Source organism: Zoogloea sp., assembly GCF_028689785.1.
In the GTDB taxonomy this organism is placed as follows: Bacteria; Pseudomonadota; Gammaproteobacteria; order Burkholderiales; family Rhodocyclaceae; genus Zoogloea.
Window position 1 is genome coordinate 1 of record NZ_JAQVCN010000017.1, and the last position, 21,613, is coordinate 21,613.

The window sequence follows — 21,613 nt, forward strand, 5'->3', positions numbered from 1 at the left end:
GGAAGCTGGTGCCTGCCCTGGCCCTGGCCTTCCACCTGGCGGACGGCCACCACGGCCCGGTGGGCTTCGCCTCCACCCTGCGGGCGCTGCATTGGAGCGTGTATCTGCAGACGCACGCCCGGCGCTGCTACGGGGTGGCCCAGTCGGGCGAGGTGGATACGGCCCGGCGGATACTGGAGCGGGTGAGGAAGGGGGATCTGGCTCGGGAGGGGTTCGGGAGCCGGGACGTGTGGCGCCCGGGGTGGTCCGGCCTGGCCGATCAGAAGCGTGTGACCGAAGGGCTTGGGCTGCTGGTGGAGCTGGGACACCTGGAGGAGTGGCAGGAGCCCTCCAGGACGAAGCCCCGCACCCTGTACGTGGTCAATCCCAAGTTGGTGCCGGTGCGGCACTGAGAGGAATTTCTGCCCATGTGCGCCCGGACCGTACTGCCAAAACTGTCTTTTCTTAATTTGGCAGTTTTGGCAGTGACCCCGCGGGGGTGCATCGGGGGATTTCGAGGGGCAGCCTCCCTGCACCGCTATGCTATGGTTCAAGCCATGCACTCACACCGCTTTGACCGCCCGATCATCTTGACCCGTCATGCCCGCCTGCGCATGGACGAACGCAATATCAGCGAAGCCGAATTGCTGTCGGTAATCGATACCGGCGAAACACGCTACAAGGATGCTGTCCACCTGTGGGCTTTCAAGCACATCGCCGAACGTGCCGACAATCTGGTCTGTGCCGTGCTGGTGCTTGAAGACGCGGTAGTGGTCAAGACCGTGATGCATCATTTCAGCCTGGAGGTTTAGCCATGCGAACCACGTATTACGACGACGACGATATTCTTGTGATCCGCCTGAGTGACAAGCCCATTGCCCGCGAGGTGTCGCAAGACTGGAACACCCATGTCAGCTACGCCGCCGACGGCACCGCCGTTGAGGTGGTCGTTCTGGATGCCCGCGCAAGCGGTGCCCTACCGGTTGAGGTTGCGCACGGCCGGGCCGCTTGAAGGCGGCTCACGCTTCTTGTACAGGGCGTAAAGGAAGTGGCCGGCTGATTGCCACCCTTCAGGAGGTGGAGCGATGAACAAACGGACATTGACGGTCACGATCAATCCCGACTGGCGGGCTGCCCTGCGTGCTGCTGGCCGTGGTGCTTTCGCTGCCGATGGCTACCAGGGCGAAACCCTCAACTTCGAAACCCCGGCTGCGTTCTTCTCGCGTCTGACCGAGAAGCGGTGGGCCATGCTTCACGCCCTGCAGGGGGCGGGGGAACTGGCGGTAAGGGAACTAGCCCGCCGGCTGGAACGGGACGTGAAGCGCGTCCATGAGGATGCAGGGTCATTGGTGGAACTGGGGCTGATCGAGCGCACTGAACGGGGCGGCCTGGTGTGCCCCTTTGACGATATTCACGTGGACATGCACTTGAAGCGGGCGGCGTAGCCGAAGCCGTTCTTCAAGACCAGCGCCGGGCATGACCTGGCGTTGTTCTTTCTGGCCGGTGTGAGCTTTCTGAATGGATCAAAACCCTTACCTTTTGAGCCACCCACAGACACCAGGCGGGAGCCTGGCTCAAAAACGTTGATTCTTATTTTGAGCCAGGCTATTCTATGAGCCATATATTTTGAGCCACATAGAGGCCTGCCATGTCTGCCGTCGTTGCCTACACCCGCGTCTCCACCGACGATCAAACTTGTGAGAACCAACGCCGGACCATCTCGGCCCGCTACTCTGTGGGCAAGTGGTTCTCCGACGATGGCGTCTCCGGCACGGTGGCTGCGACACAGCGGGCGGGGCTGGGCGCCCTCCTCGCCTATGTCCGAGAAGGTGATGTCGTTGTGGTGGCGGCCATTGATCGACTCGGGCGGAACACCCTGGACGTGCTGAATACCGTCGAGGCCCTGAAGGCAAAGGGTGTGTCCGTCGTGTCCATGCGGGAAGGCTTCGACCTGGCCACACCAGCGGGCAAGCTGATGCTCACCATGCTGGCCGCGGTGGCCGAGCTGGAGCGGGAGAACATCAAGGCCCGTCAGCTCGCCGGGCTTGAGCGGGCCAAAGCCGAAGGCAAGCACCTCGGGCGGTCGAAGAGCATTGACGACACTGCCGTAGCCGCCTGGCGTGCCGAAAACGCCTCCAGCATCAAGGCAACGGCCGAACACTTCGGAATATCGCAGGCCAGCGTGAAACGTGCCTGCGCGAAGCGGTAGTCCCGAAGGCTGGCGAAAAAGCAGTACCCGCCACATCAAGCAACTAAGCACTGGCTACAATGGAAGCTGAAGGTATAGCTCTGTGTAGCTAGGCGTGTAGCCAGACACACACAAAGCCACCAAACCCCGCGCCGTACAAGGCTCGAAGCACAACAAAGAACAATCCATCCATAAATTCAAATGACCGACACCCCCTTCGCTCGCCCCAGTGGCCGCACGCCCGCTCAACTCCGCCCCGTCCGCATCACCCGCAGCTTTACCCGCCACGCCGAAGGCTCGGTGCTCATCGAATTCGGCGACACGCGGGTGCTGTGCACTGCCAGCGTCGAAGAGAGCGTGCCTCCCTTCCTGCGCGGCAAGGGCCAGGGCTGGTTGACCGCCGAGTACGGCATGCTGCCCCGCTCCACCCACACCCGCAGTGCCCGCGAGGCGGCCAAAGGAAAGCAGAGCGGCCGTACCCAGGAGATCCAGCGCCTGATCGGCCGCAGCCTGCGTGCAGTGGTGGACATGACCGCGCTGGGCGAGCGCCAGATCACCATCGACTGCGACGTGCTGCAGGCCGACGGCGGCACCCGCACCGCCTCCATCACTGGCGCCTGCATTGCTGTCCATGAAGCCCTTGATGGTCTGGTCAAGGCTGGCAAGCTGCCCGCCAACCCGATGCGCGACTTTGTCGCGGCCATCTCCGTGGGCATCTACAAGGGCGTTCCCGTTCTCGACCTCGACTACCCGGAAGACTCCGACTGCGAAACGGACATGAACGTGGTGATGACCGGATCGGGCGGTTTTGTCGAGATCCAGGGCACCGCCGAAGGCGCCCCCTTCTCCCGCACAGAACTGGACAGCCTTCTGGAACTGGCCGGCGCCGGCATTGCCGAACTCGTCGTGGAACAGAAGAAGGCCCTCGGCATTCCAGCCTGAGTGCCACGAAAGCGAGGCCCCCCATGAAACAACTCGTACTGGCCAGCGGCAACGCCGGCAAGCTCAAGGAACTCTCCGCCCTGCTCGCCCCTCTCGGCATCGAAGTGCTGCCCCAGTCGGCCTTCAATGTCACCGAAGCCGAGGAGCCCCACCCGAGCTTCATCGAAAACGCCATCGCCAAAGCCCGCCATGCCGCCCGCAGCACCGGTCTCCCGGCGCTGGCCGATGACTCCGGCCTATGTGTCGAGGCACTTGGCGGCGCACCGGGCGTGATCTCGGCGCGCTTTGCCGGCGAACCCAAATCAGATCAACGCAACAACGCCCTGCTGCTTGAGAAACTCACCGGTCAGGCCGACCGCCGGGCGCGCTTCTACTGCGCGCTGGCCCTCGTCCGCCATCCCGACGACCCACAACCGCTGATCGCCTGCGGCGAATGGCATGGCGAAATCCTTGACGCCCCTCGCGGCACGGCCGGCTTTGGATACGATCCCCTGTTCCTCGTCAGCGAGCTGGAGCAGACCGCCGCCGAGATCCCCGCTGAGCTCAAGAACGTCCTGTCCCACCGGGGCAACGCCTTCCGGCAACTGCTCGACAAGCTTCGCGCCGAACCCGTGTAACCCCCGGCGCCAACCCTGGCGCCGTCAAGCCCCTGCCCCGATGTCCGAACCCCGCATCATCCCGATTGCCCCCCGGGCCAGCCTGCCCCCGACTGCAGCTGGCCAGTGGGAGTCGAAACTCACGACTTCGCCCCCCCTGTCCCTTTACGTCCACTTCCCCTGGTGCGTAAAGAAGTGCCCCTACTGCGACTTCAATTCCCACGGCGTGCGCGATGAAGGCATCCCAGAAGCCGCCTACATCGAGGCTCTGATCGCCGATCTGGAAGGGGCGCTACCTCAGGTGTGGGGCCGGCGCGTGCACAGCATCTTCATCGGCGGAGGTACCCCCAGCCTGATGAGTCCGGACGGGCTGGATGCACTGCTTACCGCCATCCGCATGCGTGTGCAGCTCGACCCCATGGCCGAGATCACCCTCGAGGCCAACCCGGGCACCGTCGATGCGGGCCGTTTCCGGGGCTTCCGGCAAGCCGGCATCAATCGGCTGTCGGTGGGCATCCAGAGTTTCAACGAAGGGCATCTCCAGGCCCTCGGACGCATCCATGGCCGCGCCGATGCCATTGCCGCCGCCGAAGCCGCCCTCACCCACTTCGAGGCCGTCAACCTCGACCTGATGTACGCGCTACCCAACCAGAGCCTGGCCGAAGCCGCGGCCGACCTGGACATGGCCATCGCCCTAGGCCCCCAGCATCTTTCCTGCTATCACCTGACCCTGGAACCGAACACAGCCTTCGCTGCCAACCCGCCGGCCATCCCCGATCCGGACGCCTCGGCCGACATGCAGGACCAAGTGGAGGCACGCCTGGCCGAGGCCGGCTATGGTCATTACGAAACCTCCGCCTTTGCCCGCCCCAACCGGCAATGCCGACACAACCTCAACTACTGGACCTTCGGCGATTACCTGGGGATAGGCGCCGGTGCCCATGGCAAGCTCTCGTCCCATGAGGGCATCCTGCGGGAAACCCGCCCCAAACACCCGGCAGCCTACCTGGCCGCGCGGGAGAGCGGCGCCTTTGTCCAGGAGCGGCGTACCATCGGCAGTGCCGAACTGCCTTTTGAGTTCATGATGAATGCCCTGCGCCTCAACCAGGGCTTCCCGCGCCGGCTCTTTGCCGAGCGCACCGGCCTGCCCTTCGAGGCGGCCGAAGCCGGGCTGCTCAAGGCCACCCGCCAGGGATTGGTCGAAGCCGACGGCGAGATCCTGCGCCCCACCAGGCAGGGACGCCATTTCCTGAACGAACTGCTGATGCTATTTCTACCCGCCTGAACACTCAGCGCAAGGCGAGCGCCCCCATCCCGGCAGGACGCCGGGACGCAAAGGCCCGCCTGCGTTCCCCGGCAAGCCCTCTGAGCAACAGGCGATTGAACAGGCTTGGCCGCAGATCCACAAGCACCGCGCTACGCAGCACCCCATTCGCGAACTGGCGCTTGAGTTCGCCATTTCCGGGGCGATAGTCCAGATAGCGGCAGGTCTGCTCGGCAAAGAGGCGGCGGATCACCTGCAGGTGCAGGATGGTCGCCAGCACGTCGCCACGAAACGCCTCCGCCTCGCCAGCCCCGCCATAGAGGTAGGCATCCCCTGCCACCTGCAGACGCATCCAGGCCACCGGCTGATCCACCGCGAACAGCACGTAGCCCCGGGTCTCGGCAGTGGGCCTGCGGCGCTCCGCGGCCCGGTCAGCACACATCGGGCCGACGCCCTCCACCTGGTCGATCAGGCGCAGGAATTCCGGAAGGGCATCCGCACCCCGATACTCACGCAGATCCAGTGCGCCACCGCAGCGCTCGGCAAACCGGGCCTCGTCCCGCGCAAAGGACTCGCGGCTCTTTATGGAATACCGGCTGGCCAGGAAATCCTCGTAGCTGCCGACCAGCGACAGGTAATGCCAACTATCACGCACCAGCACGCAGGTCACCCGATCATCCCAAACGGAGTATGTCCGCCACCCCGGGTCGGGAACATGGCACCGCACGCGACCAGCACTGCTTGCAGGCAACGTCCGCAGGGGCGCAAGCTCCCGGCCCATCAGGGCATCAGCCAAGGACAGTTCGTGGACGGTAAGCGGCAGACGGACGGAAAACAGGCGTTTCCCGAGTACACAGAAAGGCAAGGCGAGCAGGCGCTCGGATGAGTGGGAAGACATGTCGGGCTTTCGATGATGTACGGCCGCCGGCCCCGGAGTGGCTACGGCGTTTTGAGCAAACTTCAAGCTCAAATGGATATTCTATCCCCAATACATAATACGGATGCGGCATGGCACCCCCATGACAGCGCCGTGCCGCAAAGCCGCCCCCGGAGCCGCCGCCCCAACGCCTCCCTGCTGCGGCATAATCCGGCCACTTTCCGCCCCGCCCGCACCATGCTCCCAGCCCCCGACGTCGCCCCCCCAGCATTGCCGGATCTCACCGCCCTCGGGCAGGTCTTTACCCCAGAACGTGTAGTGCGGGCCATGCTGCGCCTACGCCACAATGCGGGTCGCGTGCTGGAACCCTCCTGTGGCGACGGCGCCTTCCTGCAGCACCTGCACCACGCCGTCGGCATCGAACTGGACCCCCGCCAGTGCCCGCCAGGCGGCAACAACATGGATTTCTTCGCCTACCCGGAAAGCGAGAAGTTCGACACCGTCATCGGCAATCCACCCTATGTGCGCTATCAGGATATTGCCCCGAGCACCCGGGCCCTGCTCCGCCAGGACGGTTTCGACGGCCGCAGCAACCTGTACCTCTTTTTCATCGAGAAATGCGTCCGGCACCTGGCGCCGGGGGGCGAACTGATCTTCATCACCCCGCGGGACTTCCTCAAATCCACCAGTGCCCGCAGCCTCAACCGCTGGCTCCATGAGCGCGGGACCATCACCCACGCCATCGAACTGGGTGACGCCCGGGTCTTCGACGACGCACTACCCAACTGCCTGATCTGGCGCTACGAACTCGACAATCTCTCCCACAACACCGCCTGGGCCCAGATCCGCCAGGGCGATGACCTTAGCCATGGGCTGGACCATCCCCACTGGCAATACCGGCACTTCTCCGAATGCGCGGGGCACCTGCTGTTCAGCCGCGGCGAGTACAGCCTGAGCCTGGCCGCCGTAGCCACGGTGAAAGTTGGTGCCGTATCGGGGGCCGACCAGATCTATACCAGCGATCTTCACGGCAACCAGGATTTCGTCAGCTCGGGCACCATCGGCAGCGGCCAGACCCGCCGCATGATCTGGTGCGGGCCCGGCGAGCCTCCTCCTCCCGCCCTGCTCCCCTACCGGGATCGCCTGCTGGCCCGGCGCATTCGCCCCTTCGACGAAAGCAACTGGTGGCAATGGGGCCGCGGCTATCCGCAAACCGACGCACCCCGGGTCTATGTGAACACCAAGACGCGCCGGCCCCAGCCCTTCTTCATTCACCCCTGCCCGAATTTCGACGGTGCAGTGCTCGGGGTGTTTCCGCATTGGACAGGCGTGGATCTGGCCGCTTTCAGGGATGCACTGAACGCCGTCGACTGGGCCGACCTGGGCTTCGTCTGCGATGGCCGCTACCTGTTCACCCAACGCAGCCTTGAAAACGCGCCCTTGCCCGCCTCCTTTGGGGCATTCCTTCCCCCAGAAGCGTGACGGCGCACCGTCAAGGGGCGTAAACGGCAGATGGTGTAACATCCCGCGAACAATCACAGGCCGCGCAGGTCCACGACGCACTCCCTTCCGTCGTCACCCAACGCAACGCCCACCCGAGAACAGTTCGCGAGGTCCCATGGTTCCCCATCTCACCACCGCGCTCACCGGCCCTTTGCTGGAGCTGGAGCGGCATTTTCTCGACAACGCCTGTGCCATCGAGCGCTGGATGCGCACCCAGTGGCAAGAGCACCTTCCGCCCTTCTACGGCTCCACCGACCTGCGCAACTCCGGCTTCAAGCTGGCCCCGGTCGACCTCAATCTGTTCCCAGGTGGTTTCAACAATCTCAACGACGCCTTCATGCCCCTGTGCGTGCAGGCAGCCCAGGCCGCCATCGAACGCATCTGCGTAGGCGCCGGCTCCATCCTGCTGATCCCCGAGAACCACACCCGCAACCAGTTCTATCTGCAGAACGTGGCCAAGCTGGTGTCCATCCTGCGCCTGACCGGCCTCGAAGTACGTCTCGGCAGCCTGCTGCCCGAGATCACCGAACCGACCGTCGTCGAACTCGCCAACGGCAGCAGCCTGACCCTCGAACCCCTTGAGCGCCACGGCAGCCGCCTTGGCCTGAAGGATTTCAACCCCTGTGCCGTGCTGCTCAACAACGACCTGTCCGCCGGCGTTCCCGACATCCTGCAGAACCTCCACGACCAGTGGGTCATTCCGCCAGTCCATGCCGGCTGGCATTCCCGGCGCAAATCCAACCACGCCGCCGCCTACGACCGCGTGGCCCAGGACTTCGGCACGGCTATCGGCATCGACCCCTGGCGCATCAACCCGGCCTGGGACACCTGTGGCGGCCTGGACTTCCACGCCCGCGCCGGCGAACAGGAGTTGGCCGACAAGGTTGCCGCGATGCTCGACAACATTCGCGCCAAATACAAGGAATACGAAGTCACCGATGAACCCTTCGTAGTGGTCAAGGCCGACGCCGGCACCTACGGCATGGGCGTCATGACGGTCAAGGACGCCGCCGAACTGATCGGCCTGAACCGCAAGCAGCGCAACAAGATGAGCGTGGTGAAGGAAGGCCTGGAGGTCCACGACGTGATCATCCAGGAAGGCGTGCACACCTTCGAAACGGTGAACAACGCCGTGGCCGAACCCGTGGCCTACATGATGGATCACTACGTCGTCGGCGGTTTCTACCGGGTGCACACCCAGCGTGGCCGTGACGAGAACCTCAACGCGCCAGGCATGCACTTCGAACCCCTGGCCTTCGAGGCACCGTGCAGCCTGCCTGACTGCAACCAGGGGCCCGATGCACCGCCCAACCGCTTCTACGCCTACGGCGTGGTGGCGCGCCTGGCCCTGCTTGCCGCAGCCGTTGAGATCGAGGCCACCGAACCGACCGCAGCCCTCGAAGAAGCCGCCGCCTGAGCCCCGCCATGAAACTCGCCTTCATTCTCGACCCCCTCGACCAGCTCAAGGCCTACAAAGACTCCAGCATCGCCATGATGCGGGCCGCCGCCCGCCGGGGGCACCAGATCTTCGCCATCCGTCGGGAAGCCCTGATCTGGGAAGGGGGCGTGGTCTCCGCACGGGCCCTCGCTCTCACCCCCACCGACGACGACCACGCCTGGTACGTGGCCGGCGAGGAGAGCGTGCAGGCCCTCACCGCCTTCGATGCAGTACTGATGCGCCAGGACCCGCCCTTCGACTTCGAATACGTCACGGCCACCTGGCTGCTCGAACGGGCCGGGCAGGCCGGCGCCCGGATCTTCAATCACCCGCGCTCAATCCGGGATCACTCCGAAAAGCTCGCCATCACCGAATTTCCCCAGTTCGCCCCGGCCACCCTGGTGGCCCGCGCCGCCACCGACATCAACGCTTTCATCGACGCCCACGGCGACACCATTCTCAAACCCCTCGACGGCATGGGCGGCAGCCAGATCTTCCGGGTACGAGCCGACGACCCCAACCGCAACGTCATCATCGAGACTCTCACTCAGGACGAGCGCCGCACCATCATGGCCCAGGCCTACCTGCCGGCCATCTCCGGCGGCGACAAGCGGGTGCTGATCATCGGCGGCAAGGTCATCCCTTACTCCCTGGCCCGCATCCCCATGGCCGGAGAAACCCGCGGCAATCTGGCCGCCGGCGGGCGTGGTGTGGCCATGCCCCTGACCGAGGGTGAGCACGCCATCGCCACCCACCTGGCCCCCATTCTGTGGGCCCGGGGGTTGCTCATTGTCGGCCTCGACATGATCGGCGACCGCCTTACCGAAATTAATGTCACCAGCCCCACCTGCATGGTCGAGATCACCGCCCAGATGGGGTTCGACGTGCCCGGTGCGGTGATCGATGCCCTCGAGGAGGCCTGCACCTGAAACACCCCGCGGTCGCCTGGCTGCTTGCAGCCTGCCTCGCCCTGCTGCTTGCCGGCTGCCAGCGGGAACAGCTCCACCAACAGGAATCCTATGTGTTCGGCACCCGGGTGGAGGTGATCACCTGGGGCGCCTCCGAACAGGAAGCCCGCACCGCCACCGCTGCGGTGCTGCAGGAATTCGACCGCCTGCACCGGGCTTACCACGCCTGGGAGCCCTCCGAGCTCACCGCTCTCAACACCGCCATCGCCACCGGTACGCCGCAGATCCCGGTGTCCGCCGAGCTGGCTGCCATGCTCACCGATGCCCGGGCCATCGCCCTCACCGGCGACGAGCTCTTCAACCCGGCCCTCGGCCAGCTGATCGCCCTGTGGGGCTTCCACAGCGACACCTTCACGCCCGCGCGCCCAGCCGCCGACGCCCTTGCCGCGGCCATCGCAGCCCGCCCCCGCATGGCCGACCTGACAATCAACGGCACCACCGTGAGCAGCCGCAACCGGGCTGTCCAGCTCGACCTGGGGGGTTACGCCAAAGGCTATGCCCTCGACCGGGCCGCCACCCTCCTCCGGGAAAGGGGCATCAACAATGCCCTGATCAACATCGGTGGCAACCTCATGGCCCTGGGCAGCAAGGGCGAACACCCCTGGCGGGTCGGCATCCAGCACCCCCGGGAGCCGCGCCCCCTGGCCAGCCTGCCCCTGCGCGACGGCGAGGCCATCGGCACCTCCGGCGACTACCAACGCTTCTTCGAGCTGGATGGCGAGCGCTACTGCCACCTGCTCGACCCCCGCAACGGCATGCCTGCCCGGGGCACCCAGGCCGTCACCCTTCTTGTCACCCCTCGCCCCCATGCCGGCACCCTGTCGGACGCAGCCAGCAAACCCGCCTACCTGGCCGGCGAACGCTGGCGGGAGTACACCCGGCGCTTCGGCATCGAGCACGCCTTGCGGGTAGACGCCCAAGGCCGGATAGAAGTCACCCGAGCCCTGCACAGCCGCCTCCAGTTCGACACCGGCATCACCCCCACCAGCGTTATAGACTGAAGGCATCGACCCGCCTGTTTCCGGGTTTTTCCGGCTTGCCGAGGCAGCCCCATCGGATAGAATGCCCGCCATGATCGGCATCCTCCTCATCACCCACGGCAGCCTCGGCGAATCGCTGATCCAGTGCGCCTGCCACGTGATGAATCGCCGCCCGCCCCAGATCCTGCAGATGGGCGTTTCCGGTCAGGACGACCCCCTTGATGCCCTGCCCCTGGCGCGTCAGCTCCTCGGCCTGGTAGACAGCGGTGACGGCGTGCTGATCCTTACCGACATCCTGGGTGCCACCCCCGCCAACATCGCCGCCAAGCTCCTCGAGCCCGGGCGCATCGAGGGCGTGGCAGGGGCCAACCTGCCCATGTTGCTGCGAACCATCACTTACCGAGAACGCAGCATGGACATTCTGGTCAAGAAAGCAGTAGCCGGCGCCTGCGAAGGCGTCGTGCATATGAAGTAGCAGTACAGGCACGTACGCAGGCGATCACCGGCAAACACCACAAGAACCGGGCTACGCCACAAGCACATCGAGGAAGACAGGAAGAACCGAACCATGCCGCGTCAAGAAGCAGAAATCATCAACAAGCTGGGCCTTCATGCCCGCGCCTCCGCCAAATTGACCCAGACCGCCAGCGCCTACCAGAGCGAGGTCTGGCTGGAGCGCAACGGCAAGCGAGTCAACGCCAAAAGCATAATGGGTGTCATGATGCTGGCCGCCGCCAAGGGCAGCACCATTACCATCGACACCAGCGGAAACGACGCGGACGAAGCCATGAGCGCCCTGGTCGCGCTGATCGCCGACAAGTTCGGGGAAGGGGAATGACCCGGCCGCCCCGCCCGATGGCACGGGAGGGCGAGCGATGAGCTTCACCGTACACGGCCTCGCCGTGTCCCAGGGCATTGCCATCGGCCATGCCCACCTGGTCTCCCACGCCCTGCTCGAAGTTGCCCACTTCACGATCGCCCCCAAGCACGTGGAGGCCGAAGTCGTACGCCTGCACAATGCCGTCACCCGGGTGAAGGCCGAGCTTGCGGGGCTCAAGGCGGCCACCGGCGCCGGCGCGGCCCCCTCCGAGGTGGATGCCTTCGTCGGCATGCACATCATGTTCCTCGAAGATCCAATGCTGGTGGACGCCGCCGAGCAGGTCATCCGCACACGACGGGCCAACGCCGAGTGGGCACTGGTCCAGCAGATGGAGCAGCTGGTCGAGCAGTTCGAAGCCATCGAAGACGCCTACCTGCGCGAACGCAAATCCGATGTGGTGCAGGTGGTCGAGCGGGTCGTCAAGGTTCTCCTCGGCCACCCTGGTCACCTCCCACCCAAGCGCAAGGACGGCCTAGGCACCATCGTCGTCGCCCACGACCTCTCACCCACCGACACCATCGGCTTCAAGGATCACGCCGTCGCCGGCTTCATCACCGACGTGGGCGGCCCCACCGGCCACACCGCCATCGTCGCCCGCAGCCTATCGATCCCAGCTGTCGTCGCCCTGCGCCACATCCGCCATGTGGTGAAGGACGACGAACTGGTCATCATCGACGGCACCCGCGGCGTCGTCATCGTTGATCCGGACGAGCGCGTCCTTGAGGAATACCGCCTGCGCAAGGCGGCCGTGGAACTCGAACGCTCCAAGCTCAAGCGCCTCAAGTCCACCCGGGCCGCCACCCTGGACGGAGAGGAGGTGCAGATCCTCGCCAACATCGAACTCCCCCCCGACGCAGTGCAAGCCAAGGGGGTGGAGGCCGACGGTGTCGGCCTGTTCCGCACCGAGTTTCTGTTCATGAGCCGCGACACCTGGCCCGACGAGGACGAACAGTTCGAGGCCTACAAGTCGGTGGTCAAGACCATGGCCGGCAAGACGGTCACAGTGCGCACCCTCGACGTTGGCGCCGACAAGGAGCTCGACGGCGCCTCCCGGGCCGAGGACAACCCGGCTCTCGGCCTGCGCGCCATCCGCTTCTGCCTGGCCGAGCCCAAGATGTTCCTGACCCAGCTGCGGGCACTGCTGCGGGCCAGCCACTTCGGCAAGCTCAAGATCCTGATCCCCATGCTGGCCAGCAGCAACGAGATCGACCAGACCCTGATTCTCCTCGACAAGGCCAAAGCCCAGTTGCGCGAACGCAAAATCAAGTTCGACGAGGCCGTGCCAGTGGGTGGCATGATCGAAGTCCCTGCTGCAGCCCTGTGCCTGGGCGCCTTCACCCGGCGTCTGCAGTTCCTGTCCATTGGCACCAACGACCTGATCCAGTACACCCTGGCCATCGACCGGGGCAACGAAGCCGTCGCCCACCTCTACAACCCGCTGCACCCCGCCGTGCTGCGCCTGATCCACCAGACCATCCAGGCCGGCATCAAGGCCGGCATTCCAGTGTCGGTGTGTGGCGAGATGGCAGGTGATCCGGAGTGCGCGCGCCTGCTCATCGGCATGGGCCTGCGCCAGTTCTCCATGCACCCGGCACAGATCCTGGAGGTCAAGCAGGCTATCCTGCGGGCCGATGCCTCCGACCTGGCCCCAAAAGTGCAGCGCCTCCTCAAACTGGACGACCCGGACCGGGTGCGCGAAGCGGTGGAAAAACTATAGGCGTCCTTTCCCGCAGAGTTTGACTTGCCACCAAGCCTCGCGCTAATCTTTGGGCTCAGCGCCGATTTGAACCCTTCAGCTTGCGGGCGCTTTACAAGTACGGCTAAAGCGACGGCAGCCCAGTCCGCGACCGTTCGCCGGCTGGGTTTTTCGTTTTCGGGACGAAACTGAGATGAAAGAACAACAATCCGTCGGAATCGTGGTGCCGCAAACGGCCCACTTCAGTGATCCGCTCCCCCTCAAGAGCGGTGGCGTGCTGCCCCAGTACGATCTGGTCTACGAGACCTACGGCACCCTCAACGCCGCCCGCAGCAACGCCGTGCTGGTGTGCCATGCCCTGTCCGGCTCCCACCACGTAGCCGGCAGGTATGCCGAAGGCGGTGGCGAAGGGTGGTGGGACAACCTGGTCGGTCCCGGCAAGCCCCTCGACACCCGGCGCTTCTTCGTCATCGGGGTCAACAACCTGGGCGGCTGTTATGGCAGTTCCGGGCCCAACTGCATCAATCCCGCCACCGGCAAGCCCTGGGGCGCCGACTTCCCCTTCGTCACAGTCGAAGACTGGGTCGACGCCCAGGCCCGACTGGCCGACCGGCTCGGCATCGAGCGCTTTGCCGCCGTGGTGGGCGGCAGCCTGGGTGGCATGCAGGCCCTGTCATGGACACTGCAATACCCCGACCGGGTCGCCCATGCTCTGGTGATCGCCTCGGCCCCCAAGCTCACAGCCCAGAACATTGCCTTCAACGAAGTGGCCCGTCAGGCCATCCTGAAAGACCCGGAATTTCACGGCGGCCACTACTACGAACACGGCGTGGTGCCCACTCGCGGCCTCGCCCTGGCGCGGATGATCGGCCATATCACCTACCTGTCCGACGACGCCATGGGCCAGAAATTCGGCCGCACCCTCCGCCACGACAAGCCGGTGTTCAGCTACGACGTCGAGTTCGAGATCGAGTCCTACCTGCGCTACCAGGGTGACAAGTTCGCCGGCTTTTTCGACGCCAACACCTACCTGCTCATCACCAAGGCTCTGGACTACTACGACCCGGCTTTCGACTATGACGGTGATCTGGTGGCCGCCCTCGGCCGGGCCAAGGCGGACTACCTGGTGGTGTCCTTCAGCACCGACTGGCGCTTTGCCCCGTCGCGCAGCCGGGAGATCGTCTACGCCCTGATGCACAGCGACCGCCGGGTAAGCTACACCGAGATCGACTGCCCCGCCGGCCACGACTCCTTCCTGCTCGACGACCCCCAATACCACGGCGTCCTGCGGGCCTACATCGACAACATCCGGCTGTAAGGGGCCTGCCATGAGCTTCCAGCGCTACGACTACGACGTGATCGCCAACTGGATCGAACCGGGCGAGCGCATCCTCGACCTGGGCTGCGGTGACGGCAGCCTGCTGCGTTATCTCGCCGACGTCCGCCAAGTGCGCGGTTACGGCGTCGAGAAGGACCCCGAGCGGGTCCTGGCCTGCACCCGCAATGGTATCAACGTGATCCAGATCGACATGGAAGAGGGCCTCGCCGGCTTCGACGACGGCTTCTTCGACCACGTCATCATGAGCCTGTCCCTGCAGGCCATGCACAACACCCAGGGCATTCTGAAGGAGATGCTGCGGGTCGGCCGCGAGGCCGTGGTGAGCTTCCCCAACTTTGCCTACTGGCGCCATCGCCAGGCCATCCTCAACGGCCACATGCCGGTGTCGAAGAACCTGCCGCACCAGTGGTACAACACACCCAACATCCGCTTTTTCACCATCGCCGACTTCGACGACCTGTGCGCCCAGGAAGGCATCGCCATTCGCGAGCGGCTGGCCTTTGACGAAGACAAGGTGATTACCGACGAGCCCAACTTTCTGGCCAGCGTCGCCCTCTACCGCCTCGGCCGGAGCGAGACGCCAGCTGGCTGACGGCCACGCGGGGATTGCCCTATCATCTCCGCCGAAGCTTCCACTTTTCCGGAGAGTGTCATGAGTACCCCTCAAGCCGGCATCCTGCTGCCCCTGCCCCCCCTCGCCCGTTACCTCGCCTTCAATCTCGAACCCGGCACCGACGTGGCCGCCGGGTTCGCCGCTCTGCAGCGCATCGTTGATGGAGAGCACACCGTCGCCGGCATCGGCATGGCCCCCCTCGGCGCCCTCGGCCGCAAGGTCACCGGCCTCAAGCCCTTTCCGCCCCTGTCCGGCCCCGGCGTGGATATTCCCTCCACGCCTTTCGCCCTGTGGCTGTGGCTGCGCGGTGACGACCGCGGCGAGCTCCTGCACCGGGCCCGACACATCGAGACGGCGCTGGCCCCGGCATTCACCCTGGCAGACTCTTGGGATGCCTTCAAGCACGACGGCGGGCGCGATCTGAGCGGCTACGAGGACGGCACCGAGAACCCGGAAGGCGACGACGCCACCGCCGCCGCCATCGCCGCAGACGGCTCCAGCTTTGTCGCCGTCCAGCGCTGGACCCACAACTTCAGCCATCTCGAAGCCATGCAGCCCGAAGAGCGCGACCACTGCATCGGCCGCCGTCGCAGCGACAACGAAGAGCTCGACGATGCCCCCGAATCCGCCCACGTCAAACGCACAGCCCAAGAGAGCTTCACCCCCGAAGCCTTCCTCGTCCGCCGCTCCATGCCTTGGGCCGAAGGCCGCAGCGCCGGCCTGATGTTCGTCGCCTTCGGCCACAGCGTCGACGCCTTCCAGGCCCAGATGCGACGCATGCTGGGCCTGGAAGATGGCATTGTGGATGCGCTGTTTCGCTTCACCCGGCCGGTGTCTGGCGCGTACTTCTGGTGCCCGCCGATGGTGGAAGGAAAGCTGCAGTTACCGCGCTAAGGGCCCTTCGAACGGGCGCTGATGGCATTCCCGCCATGTGGCGCCCCACGCTCCCTCATCGCAAGCCTCCTAGCCGACACGCATTTTTCTCGCCCCTGATGCACGGCTGAAGGCTTCAATTGAAGGGTTTGCCGCGCGGAAATCAAAACAATGCCCGACGCGATACCCCAAACCCACCACACGGAGTGGCACATCTGGTTCGACGGGTCCGCCTGCCCAAACCCTGGCCGGATTGGTCTGGGGGTGCTCCTGGTCGCTCCGGATGGGCAGCGCAAGGAGTACTCGTGCATAACGGCCCAGAGCGGCTGTAATAACGAGGCGGAACTGCTGGCGCTGGGCATGGCCCTCGAGATCGCCCGGGAGTCCGGAGCCCGCCGCGTCCTGGTGCAGGGTGACAGCGACTTTGCGGTGCGCCATGTCAATGGGCTGGACACGACGGAAGTCATCCGGCTGCGCGAGATCATCCTGCGCACCCGGGGCCTGATGAGCTGCTTTACCGAATGCCGTCTGGCGTGGATCCCGCGACATCGCAACCAGGACGCCGACCGCCTGTCGCGGGCAGCCCTCGGCCTGCCCGTAAAGCCGGGCCTACACCCCGGCCTGCTGCGGCGCCGGCGCTGACGCCTCCTGAAGCAACCGCGCCGCGATCAGCCCGTTGACCAGCCCGAACGATGTGGCGGCCAGAGCGAAGACCGGGACCAGGTAGAACACCCCATCATGGGGAACGAGCCAGGCCCGTGCCACCAGAAGCTGCCCGCCGATATGGGCGAAGGCGGCCAGGACGCTCTGGCTGACCGGCCCGAAGGCCCGCCCGGGCAGGTGCATGGCGAAGCCCAGCACCGCCAGGCTGGCCAGGCTGCCGGTCAAGCTCAGGAAAAAGCCCGGCGCCAGGAACTGCCCCAGGAGCAGACTGCTAACCAACACCCGCAGCAGCGCCACCCACACGGCCTCGCGCCAGCCCCAGCGAGCCAGCACCACCAGGATGATGATGTTGGCGAGGCCAGGCTTGACCCCGGGCAGGGGCAGCGGAATCGCCGCTTCGGCAACCGTCAGAACGATGGCCGCTGCCGCGTGGCGAGCCACTCGATGGTCTTCAGCCGTCGGCGTGAGGACGATCTCAGTAGTTGATGGAGTCATAATCGGCACGGCGGCCCGAAAGGGCCAGACTGACCTGGTTGGGAGCACAGATCGCCACCGCACCGGCACTGCTCAACCAGCCCTGGCGCACACAGTACTGGCGTGGCCCGGGATCGGCGGCAACCCGGGCGCGGCCAGGCTGGATCTCGATGCGGGTGGCTCCGAGGGGGCCTGGCACCTCGAGGATGCGGGCGGTGTTCAGATCCACCTCGGCAAACACCCGGCCGCCAGCCTTGATGATCGCCTTGTCCGGGCGCCCCCCTTGCCACAGGGCTACGGCCGAGAAGCCGCATGCTGCCAGCGCGCCCGCCAACACAAGCACATCGCCCCATTTAAGATGGGCGGCCCAGGCCGCCAGCCAGCCTCCCAGGGCAGGCCCGGGGATCATTTCAAGGAGCGGTGCCGGACGTGAACCCGGGCTGTTTCGCGAAAGTGCTCGGCGAGTTTTTCGGCAACATACACCGAGCGGTGCTGCCCGCCGGTACAGCCGATGCCGATGGTCAGGTAGCTGCGGTTGTCATTGACATAGGCCGGCAGCCAGGAGGCCACGAAACCGTAGATGTCCTCGACCATCTGCCCCACCTCGGGCAGCTTGGCGAGAAAGTCGATGACCGGACCGTCCTTGCCGGTAAGGGGGCGCAACACAGGATCATAGTGGGGGTTGGGCAGGCAACGCACATCAAACACCAGATCGGCATCCAGCGGAATCCCATGCTTGAAACCGAAGGACTCGAACAGCACCGTGATCTGGCTCCCCGCCTCCAGCCCCATGAAGTCCTTGACCCAATTGCGGAGAGTGTTGGCGGACATGTCGCTGGTATCGATGCGCTGCCCCAGCTCGGCAATCAACGCCAAAGCCTCCCGCTCACGGGCGATGGCCTCGCCCAGGGTGCTGCATTCGTCCCCCAGGGGGTGCTTGCGCCGGGTTTCGGAGAAACGTGCAATCAGGGTGTCGTCACGGGCATCGAGAAACAGGATGCGCAGGTCGTTGACCATGCCGCGCAAGGCTTCGACCTGTCGGGGCAGAGCTGCAATGCTGGCGCCGGAGCGCACGTCCACCGCCACAGCAATACGCTGGTAGCCCGCCCCCCGCAGATGGGAGACGAGTTGTGGCAGCAGGGCCGAGGGCAGGTTATCGACCACGTAGTGGCCACAATCCTCCATGACATTGAGGGCGACGCTCTTTCCGGAACCGGACAGACCGCTGATCAGAACGAGTTGCATGACGTTACCTGTTGAGAGGAAAGCGGCTGATCTACGTGTCAGCCTGCCATCGGAAAGTGACAAATTGTCACCTTCCTCTGAAACAGCATAAACAACTTCCTCGAACCTGGCAGCCTCGTTTTTCATGGAAACCAATACTTTTGTTAATTTATGTCACAACCAACAGACACCCCCTCCGCCGAGCCACACCGGCCCGCTCCAACTCGCTCACCAGCCAGCTCGCCAGGGCATCGGGGCTCAGGCCCAGGAAGCGGCGGTTCGCCTCCCGATACAGGGGCACCTCGGCCAGGTAGGCCGGCAGGGCGTCCAGATCGATGCTCCGCTGCTCAAGCAACGTGAAGGTGACGCACGCACGGATGGCATTGCGGGCCATCCGTGCGCCATCCTGCTCGAAGGCCCGCAGTCGCGAGAAGGCTGCACGCAAGGCGCCATCCACGTCGACGAAGGGCGCCCCATGACCAGGAATGACCAGATCCACCGCCAGGCGGGCGATGGCCTCAAGGGTTTCACGCACGGCCTCGATGCCGCCCCCCGCACCGATGACCTCGGCAAACAGGATGCCAAAACCGTTCTGCCACAGAGCATCGCCGGAGATCAGCAGGCGTGCGTCAGGAGCGTGGAAGATCAGCGCATCCATGTCGTGCCCGGGCGCCGGCAAGACCTGCCACTCGCGCTCTCCCATGACCAGACGTTCGCCGGGAGCAAGCGTGAAGTCGGCCCGGAAGGGCTCGCCCTGCTGGGCTGCAACGCTCAGTAGCAGAGCTTCCTCATCCCAGCGCGCCACCGCGTCGGCCATGCCCTCGGGGACACCGATGCGGCAGCCAAAGGCACGCTGCACGGCGGCGTTGCAGCCGATGTGATCAGAATGGGAGTGGGTGTTGATAAGCCGAGCCAGACGCCGGCCGGCAAGCACTTCCCCCACCAACGCGACGGTCTGGGCCGCATGACTCACATAGCCGCTGTCCACCAGGGTGGCCTCGGGGCCGTCGAACAGCAGCACATTGTTGGCCGACAGCCAGCCCCGCTCGATGACCTCAATGCCGGGCGGAAGCGTCACTGCCCCATGGGCACTCACGGGTCCGGCCTCAATCCGAGGACTCGACCTGCTCGCCAGGCAGGGGATGGATATGGTCCCTCCCTGCCTCACTATCATCGCCTCCCGCCGAATCCGTCTCGCCAAAAATGACCTCGGCGCTACGTCCGCAACCTATGCAGTAGCCGTCCTCGATCTCGCAGATGCCGATGCAGGGGTTATCGTCACTCATCGTCGCCCCTCAATCCTTCACGCACTCGCCGCGCGAACCCAGTTCGACAAGATCGGCAGCCGCCCGGCGCGTGGCCACCTCACCCAGGATGGCCTGCTTGCGGGCGTCGCTGGCACGGCTCCATTCGGTGATTTCGGGGATGCTGCGATAACAGCCTTCGCAGTAAGCGCTGGCTTCGTTCATGCGGCAGACATTGATGCACGGGGACGGAATACTCATGGGAACTCTCGGGGAAAGCGTGCCTGCCGCTACGTGGCGACGGGTCGTGAATGGGAATACCTTAATCCGGTTATCGCAGACCCCGGCCCCTATGGCAAGGGCCGGGCGCTGCGTGGTGCGAACAGGCGCCGCACGAAACGCCACAACACCACGATCAACAGAACGGCAAGAACGCAGAACACGGCCAGGGCAGCCAGGAAGAGCAGGGGTTGATGGATCAGCGTCCACATACCGCCGGCAAACAGTGCGTCTTCCCCCAGGGAGGCCGCCACGTTGCTGACCGGCTCCGGGGAGGTGTTGATTGCCGCCCGGGCCCCCGCTTTGGCCAGGTGCGTGCCCGCGGCCAATGTTCCGCCAAGGAGGCCCATGGCGAGCTGCAGGGCGCCGCCCTGATCGCCCACCACCGCAGCAGCAAGCGCCGCCCCTGCCGGGATGCGGATGAAGGTATGCAGCGCATCCCAGATGGAGTCCAGCCAGGGCAGCTTGTCGGCAAAGAACTCCACCAGCAGGAGCAGACCCGACACCCCGAGGACCAAGGGGTGGGCAAGCATGCCCAGCCCGCCCGGCAGCTGCACGCCGGCAAAGCGCTCCAGCGCACCGAGCACGAACACCAGGGCATACAGACGCAGGCCGCTAGCCCACCCCAGACCCGCGGCCAACGCAGCCAGGGACGCCAGATCCACGGGCACATTGCGCCAGTCGAGCAGCGGCTTGACGCTCCCGGCCAGGGCCTGCAGATCGGCACTGGCGAGCTCCATGAGCTCAGGCCTTCAGGTAGCGGGCGTGGTGGACCAAGTGGTCCGCCATGAAGCTGGAGATGAAGTAGTAGCCGTGGTCATAGCCCTCATGACGACGCAGAGTGAGCGGCTGACCATCGGCACACACCTGCTCGAAGCGATCGGGGTTGAGCTGGCCAGCCAGAAACTGGTCGGCCATGCCTTGATCGATCAGGATGGGCGGGCAACGCCGGCCATCCTCCACCAGGGTGCTGGCATCGTGCTCGCGCCACACCTGGCGGTCTGCCCCCAGGTAGCCGCCAAACGCCTTTTCACCCCACGGGCACAGACTGGGTGCGGCGATGGGTGCGAAGGCCGATACCGAACGGTACAGATCTGGGTGACGCAGGGCCAGGGTGAGGGCGCCGTGCCCGCCCATGGAGTGGCCGAAGATGCCGCAACGGGCCGGATCGGCAGGGAAACGGCTCGCCACCAGTTGGCGCAGCTCGCCGGTGATGTAACTCTCCATGCGCCAATGGCGGGCCCAAGGCTCGCGCACCGCATCCAGGTAGAAGCCGGCCCCCACGCCGAAATCCCAGCTCTCCGCCTCACCGGGCACGTTGGCGCCGCGGGGGCTGGTGTCGGGCGCAACCAGCATCAGCCCCAGTTCGGCGGCCATCCGCTGGGCGCCGGCCTTGATCGGAAAGGTCTCTTCCGTACAAGTCAGCCCGGCCAGGTAGAACAGCACCGGTACCGGGCCGGCAGCCGCCTGGGGCGGTACGAACACCGCGAATTTCATCGGCAGACCGATGACCCGCGAGTCGTGGCGGTAAAAGCCCTGCCGGCCGCCGAAGCAGCCATGCTCGGAGAGGGTCTCGAAGGCGGTGTCGCCCAT

Annotated in this window: 28 protein-coding genes; 19 read left to right on the forward strand and 9 right to left on the reverse strand. The window is 65.3% G+C overall.

The window, feature by feature from the left end; all coding sequences use genetic code 11:
• From PHI64_RS09660 to hemW, 8 genes are all read left to right on the forward strand, one after another.
• Positions 1-392: hypothetical protein (locus PHI64_RS09660; RefSeq protein WP_299882049.1), on the forward strand; the 392-nt coding region annotated here is incomplete at its 5' end.
• Positions 393-536: 144 nt separating this feature from the next.
• Entirely contained in the window at positions 537-791 is a 255-nt protein-coding gene (locus PHI64_RS09665; protein WP_299882050.1) for a DUF4258 domain-containing protein, read from the forward strand.
• A 2-nt stretch (positions 792-793) separates the two neighbouring features.
• Positions 794-991 carry a DUF2283 domain-containing protein gene (locus PHI64_RS09670; RefSeq protein ID WP_296412054.1) on the forward strand — a complete coding sequence of 66 codons (198 nt, stop codon included), beginning with the start codon at positions 794-796 and terminating at the stop codon, positions 989-991.
• A 73-nt stretch (positions 992-1,064) separates the two neighbouring features.
• Positions 1,065-1,424, forward strand: a complete 360-nt coding sequence (locus tag PHI64_RS09675; protein ID WP_299882053.1) for a hypothetical protein — start codon at positions 1,065-1,067, stop codon at positions 1,422-1,424.
• A 203-nt stretch (positions 1,425-1,627) separates the two neighbouring features.
• Positions 1,628-2,188, forward strand: coding sequence for a recombinase family protein (locus tag PHI64_RS09680; RefSeq protein WP_299882055.1), 561 nt, complete (start codon positions 1,628-1,630; stop codon positions 2,186-2,188).
• 180 nt (positions 2,189-2,368) lie between these two features.
• Entirely contained in the window at positions 2,369-3,109 is a 741-nt protein-coding gene (gene rph, locus PHI64_RS09685; RefSeq protein WP_299882057.1) for a ribonuclease PH, read from the forward strand.
• Between the two features lie 23 nt (positions 3,110-3,132).
• Complete coding sequence (gene rdgB / locus PHI64_RS09690) at positions 3,133-3,726, forward strand: RdgB/HAM1 family non-canonical purine NTP pyrophosphatase (RefSeq protein WP_299882059.1); 594 nt, start codon at positions 3,133-3,135, stop codon at positions 3,724-3,726.
• A 40-nt stretch (positions 3,727-3,766) separates the two neighbouring features.
• Positions 3,767-4,990, forward strand: a complete 1,224-nt coding sequence (hemW, locus tag PHI64_RS09695) for a radical SAM family heme chaperone HemW (protein WP_299882060.1) — start codon at positions 3,767-3,769, stop codon at positions 4,988-4,990.
• 4 nt (positions 4,991-4,994) lie between these two features.
• On the opposite strand, the gene PHI64_RS09700 is transcribed toward hemW, so the two are convergent.
• Complete coding sequence (locus PHI64_RS09700; RefSeq protein WP_299882062.1) at positions 4,995-5,867, reverse strand: hypothetical protein; 873 nt, start codon at positions 5,865-5,867, stop codon at positions 4,995-4,997.
• 216 nt (positions 5,868-6,083) lie between these two features.
• Here PHI64_RS09700 and PHI64_RS09705 point away from each other — a divergent pair, with 216 nt between their 5' ends.
• From PHI64_RS09705 to PHI64_RS09755, 11 genes are all read left to right on the forward strand, one after another.
• Entirely contained in the window at positions 6,084-7,328 is a 1,245-nt protein-coding gene (locus tag PHI64_RS09705; protein ID WP_299882186.1) for a class I SAM-dependent methyltransferase, read from the forward strand.
• A 136-nt stretch (positions 7,329-7,464) separates the two neighbouring features.
• Entirely contained in the window at positions 7,465-8,766 is a 1,302-nt protein-coding gene (gene gshA / locus PHI64_RS09710) for a glutamate--cysteine ligase (protein WP_299882064.1), read from the forward strand.
• Complete coding sequence (gene gshB / locus PHI64_RS09715) at positions 8,763-9,716, forward strand: glutathione synthase (RefSeq protein ID WP_299882188.1); 954 nt, start codon at positions 8,763-8,765, stop codon at positions 9,714-9,716. The genes gshA and gshB overlap by 4 nt, the downstream gene beginning before the upstream one ends.
• Positions 9,707-10,756: an FAD:protein FMN transferase gene (locus tag PHI64_RS09720; protein WP_299882190.1), complete on the forward strand. Its 1,050-nt coding sequence runs from the start codon at positions 9,707-9,709 to the stop codon at positions 10,754-10,756. Before gshB ends, PHI64_RS09720 begins: the two co-directional genes overlap by 10 nt.
• A 70-nt stretch (positions 10,757-10,826) precedes the next feature.
• On the forward strand, positions 10,827-11,210 hold the full coding sequence (locus PHI64_RS09725) for a PTS fructose transporter subunit IIA (protein ID WP_299882192.1): 384 nt from the start codon (positions 10,827-10,829) through the stop codon (positions 11,208-11,210).
• Positions 11,211-11,303: 93 nt separating this feature from the next.
• The gene (locus tag PHI64_RS09730; RefSeq protein ID WP_296566361.1) at positions 11,304-11,573 is read left to right on the forward strand and encodes an HPr family phosphocarrier protein; all 270 of its coding nucleotides are present in this window, start codon (positions 11,304-11,306) and stop codon (positions 11,571-11,573) included.
• Positions 11,574-11,610: 37 nt separating this feature from the next.
• Positions 11,611-13,332 (forward strand): phosphoenolpyruvate--protein phosphotransferase, encoded by a 1,722-nt coding sequence (ptsP, locus tag PHI64_RS09735; RefSeq protein WP_299882067.1) that lies wholly within the window; start codon positions 11,611-11,613, stop codon positions 13,330-13,332.
• A 172-nt stretch (positions 13,333-13,504) separates the two neighbouring features.
• Positions 13,505-14,629 (forward strand): homoserine O-acetyltransferase, encoded by a 1,125-nt coding sequence (locus PHI64_RS09740; protein ID WP_299882069.1) that lies wholly within the window; start codon positions 13,505-13,507, stop codon positions 14,627-14,629.
• Between the two features lie 10 nt (positions 14,630-14,639).
• Positions 14,640-15,242 (forward strand): methionine biosynthesis protein MetW, encoded by a 603-nt coding sequence (metW, locus tag PHI64_RS09745; RefSeq protein ID WP_299882071.1) that lies wholly within the window; start codon positions 14,640-14,642, stop codon positions 15,240-15,242.
• Positions 15,243-15,302: 60 nt separating this feature from the next.
• The gene (locus tag PHI64_RS09750) at positions 15,303-16,157 is read left to right on the forward strand and encodes a Dyp-type peroxidase (RefSeq protein ID WP_299882073.1); all 855 of its coding nucleotides are present in this window, start codon (positions 15,303-15,305) and stop codon (positions 16,155-16,157) included.
• A gap of 150 nt (positions 16,158-16,307) precedes the next feature.
• The gene (locus PHI64_RS09755; RefSeq protein WP_299882075.1) at positions 16,308-16,778 is read left to right on the forward strand and encodes a ribonuclease HI family protein; all 471 of its coding nucleotides are present in this window, start codon (positions 16,308-16,310) and stop codon (positions 16,776-16,778) included.
• Here the strand turns inward: PHI64_RS09755 and PHI64_RS09760 are convergent.
• The 8 genes from PHI64_RS09760 to fghA all read right to left on the reverse strand — a co-directional run bounded on the left by PHI64_RS09760 (position 16,746) and on the right by fghA (position 21,613).
• Positions 16,746-17,294: a Gx transporter family protein gene (locus PHI64_RS09760; protein WP_299882077.1), complete on the reverse strand. Its 549-nt coding sequence runs from the start codon at positions 17,292-17,294 to the stop codon at positions 16,746-16,748. The genes PHI64_RS09755 and PHI64_RS09760 overlap by 33 nt on opposite strands.
• Positions 17,275-17,682 carry a NusG domain II-containing protein gene (locus PHI64_RS09765; RefSeq protein WP_299882079.1) on the reverse strand — a complete coding sequence of 136 codons (408 nt, stop codon included), beginning with the start codon at positions 17,680-17,682 and terminating at the stop codon, positions 17,275-17,277. The genes PHI64_RS09760 and PHI64_RS09765 overlap by 20 nt, the downstream gene beginning before the upstream one ends.
• Positions 17,679-18,518: an RNase adapter RapZ gene (gene rapZ, locus PHI64_RS09770; protein ID WP_299882081.1), complete on the reverse strand. Its 840-nt coding sequence runs from the start codon at positions 18,516-18,518 to the stop codon at positions 17,679-17,681. Before rapZ ends, PHI64_RS09765 begins: the two co-directional genes overlap by 4 nt.
• A 148-nt stretch (positions 18,519-18,666) precedes the next feature.
• Positions 18,667-19,593, reverse strand: coding sequence for an MBL fold metallo-hydrolase (locus tag PHI64_RS09775; RefSeq protein WP_299882083.1), 927 nt, complete (start codon positions 19,591-19,593; stop codon positions 18,667-18,669).
• Between the two features lie 10 nt (positions 19,594-19,603).
• Positions 19,604-19,783, reverse strand: a complete 180-nt coding sequence (locus PHI64_RS23595) for a DUF1289 domain-containing protein (protein ID WP_366945172.1) — start codon at positions 19,781-19,783, stop codon at positions 19,604-19,606.
• Positions 19,784-19,792: 9 nt separating this feature from the next.
• Complete coding sequence (locus tag PHI64_RS09780; protein ID WP_299882085.1) at positions 19,793-20,002, reverse strand: DUF1289 domain-containing protein; 210 nt, start codon at positions 20,000-20,002, stop codon at positions 19,793-19,795.
• A gap of 89 nt (positions 20,003-20,091) precedes the next feature.
• Positions 20,092-20,760 (reverse strand): DUF4126 domain-containing protein, encoded by a 669-nt coding sequence (locus PHI64_RS09785; protein ID WP_299882087.1) that lies wholly within the window; start codon positions 20,758-20,760, stop codon positions 20,092-20,094.
• A gap of 4 nt (positions 20,761-20,764) precedes the next feature.
• Positions 20,765-21,613 (reverse strand): S-formylglutathione hydrolase, encoded by an 849-nt coding sequence (gene fghA / locus PHI64_RS09790; RefSeq protein WP_299882089.1) that lies wholly within the window; start codon positions 21,611-21,613, stop codon positions 20,765-20,767.